The following is a 321-nucleotide window of genomic DNA, read 5'->3' as shown; positions in this document are numbered from 1 at the left end:
GAAGAATGAAGATCACCGATTCCCCCGAACTGGCACTGAGGGACTGGCACAGCTTCGCTAATTTCGGTGACGCAGACCACTGGCCCAAGGTCTGGGCACAGCATTACACCGATCAGTGCCTGGAGCGTGTCTATGAGTGGCTACGGGGACGGGGGCTTAAATTTTTCCCGGCGGTTAACTGGGTCGAGCGAGGCCTTTACACTCCCGGGAACTCGGTACCTCGCTACCATGTCCTCTGGGGTACCGGGTGGCATCTGGTAGAAACCCTGATCACCCAACTCAAACAGCACCCCAATGCCGACAAACTTCGTATTCTTCATC

The 321-nt window shown here is 56.1% G+C and carries 1 pseudogene; it reads left to right on the top strand.

Annotation, left to right across the window (positions count from 1 at the left end):
- A pseudogene (locus tag E2L08_RS16865) lies at positions 1 to 321 on the top strand (FAD-binding protein); the annotation flags it as partial.

This window comes from Palleronia sediminis (assembly GCF_004358695.1).
Taxonomy (GTDB): domain Bacteria; phylum Pseudomonadota; class Alphaproteobacteria; order Rhodobacterales; family Rhodobacteraceae; genus Palleronia; species Palleronia sediminis.
Note: the sequence above shows the minus strand (reverse complement) of the source record. Positions and strands in the feature narration are given on the sequence as shown.